Annotated in this window: 1 pseudogene; it reads right to left on the bottom strand. The window is 43.0% G+C overall.

The features are described 5' to 3' along the window. Positions 1-244: pseudogene (locus tag SB658_RS26720) on the bottom strand (FAD-dependent oxidoreductase); the annotation flags it as partial.

Below are 244 nucleotides of genomic sequence, written 5' to 3'. Positions count from 1 at the left end.
GCCGATCTTTCACGACCAGTCCGATGACTTGATTCGTTCCCTCTTTCAACTGAAGTGAGAGGGCTTCATGTTTTTCTAAACATTGCACCCGTCCCTCATTTAACATTCTTTGCATCAGCACCCACTCTAGCATGGCACGTCTTGTAACGGCTGTTTCTTCTGTATCAGTAAGCGTTAATTCACCATCTTTTGTGATAAATCGAGAGGTTTGTTGCCATGTATTAAATCCGCCCATTGTCAATAA

It is taken from the genome of Bacillus sp. SIMBA_008 (assembly GCF_046535495.1).
In the GTDB taxonomy this organism is placed as follows: domain Bacteria; phylum Bacillota; class Bacilli; order Bacillales; family Bacillaceae; genus Bacillus; species Bacillus subtilis.
This window is presented reverse-complemented; position numbering and strand designations above follow the sequence as displayed.